At 74.3% G+C, this 1,473-nt stretch carries 2 protein-coding genes; one reads left to right on the top strand and one right to left on the bottom strand.

Annotated elements, in window-relative coordinates:
* The coding region (locus CCN72_RS26880; RefSeq protein WP_244174476.1) for a CAP domain-containing protein at positions 1–488 on the top strand (488 nt) is incomplete at its 5' end.
* A 40-nt stretch (positions 489–528) separates the two neighbouring features.
* On the opposite strand, the gene CCN72_RS26875 is transcribed toward CCN72_RS26880, so the two are convergent.
* Positions 529–1,473: IucA/IucC family C-terminal-domain containing protein (locus tag CCN72_RS26875; RefSeq protein ID WP_279630284.1), on the bottom strand; the 945-nt coding region annotated here is incomplete at its 5' end.

Here is a 1,473-nt window from a genome sequence, read left to right as displayed (position 1 = left end):
TGCTCGACGCGGTGGGCGCGGCCGCCCAGCCCGAGCAGACCGACGCTCCGGCGCCCGCGCCCACCGCGTCGAGCACCCCGGCGCCGGCCACGACCGCCACGACCGCCGCGTCCGGCGTCACCGCGCAGATCGTGCAGCTGGTCAACGCCGAGCGCGCGAAGGCCGGTTGCCAGCCGCTGACCCTCAACGCGAAGCTCACCAAGGCCGCGCAGGAGCACAGCGCGGACATGGCGGCCCACCAGAACATGTCGCACACCGGCTCCGACGGCTCCGACCCGGGCACCCGCATCACACAGGCGGGATACACCTGGAGCGCGTACGGCGAGAACGTCGCGTACGGCTATTCGACCGCCGCCGAGGTCATGGCGGGCTGGATGTCCAGCCCCGGCCACCGGGCCAACATCCTCAACTGCGGCTACCAGGAGATCGGTGTCGGTCTCGCGCAGCCCGACAGCTACTGGACACAGGACTTCGGCACGGCCCGGTAGCCGTCGGCGTACGACGGACAGCGGTCGGCGATACGACGGGTCAGCGGTCGGCGAGCGGATTGCGCAGCGGCAGATAGCGCGCGTCCGCCCCGTCCGCGCCCGTCCACCGCAGCAGCAGATTGGTCTTGCCCGGCAGGGTCGGCGAGCCGAGCAGGGCGGGGATCTCGGGCAGGTCGTGCCGGGCCAGTGCGCGGCGCACGGCGGGCCAGGGGTCGTACCCGCGATGCCGCTCGGCCAGGGCCCCGGCGATCTCCATGAGGTGGTTGACGATCAGGCAGTAGACCAGCCGCTCCCAGCCCGCGGCGCGCGGGACGTCCGCCAGCAGCTTGACGCCCTCGGCGTCCCGGAACAGCGCCTGTACGGGCGTACCGGAGGCGTCCACCGCGACCAGGGTGTTCTGGAGATGCGCCTCCAGGACGATCCCGTGGGTGTCGAACGCGGTCAGCGCGGGCGGCACGACCTGCGCCAGATACGCCTCCCACCAGGCCGCGGGGTCGGCCGCCGCGGCGAGCGGGCTGCCGTCGAAGCCCTCGGCGAGACCCGCGGCGAGCAGCGGCACGGCGCCCGGCAGCAGATGGTCGCGCAGCCCGTCGCGGACCACCACGGCCAGCTCCTCGTACGCGAAGGACGCGGTGCGATGGCCCCGGTCGGCGAGCCACGCGGCGGACATGCCGGTCGCGGCGGACGCCCCGGTCCCAGCGGATGCCCCTGTCGCCGCCGGCGCCCTCATCGCGGCGAAGGCGCGCCCCGCGGCGCTGTCGGTGCGGCGCAGCCGAAGCAGGTCGTGGCGCCAGAGCCGGCGGATGTCGTTGGTGATCCGCACGTCCAGGCTGAACTTCAGGAACAGGTCGGCCCGCGGCTCGTACACCGTGCGGATCGCGGCGGTCGGCCAGGTGTCGAAGGGGGTGGTGCCGAGCCGGACGAGGCGGCCGTCGGCGAAGGCGGGGGCGAGGGTGTCGGCGACCAGGTCGAGCTGCCAGGGGTG

This window comes from Streptomyces murinus (assembly GCF_002154555.1).
In the GTDB taxonomy this organism is placed as follows: Bacteria; Actinomycetota; Actinomycetes; order Streptomycetales; family Streptomycetaceae; genus Streptomyces; species Streptomyces murinus.
This window is presented reverse-complemented; position numbering and strand designations above follow the sequence as displayed.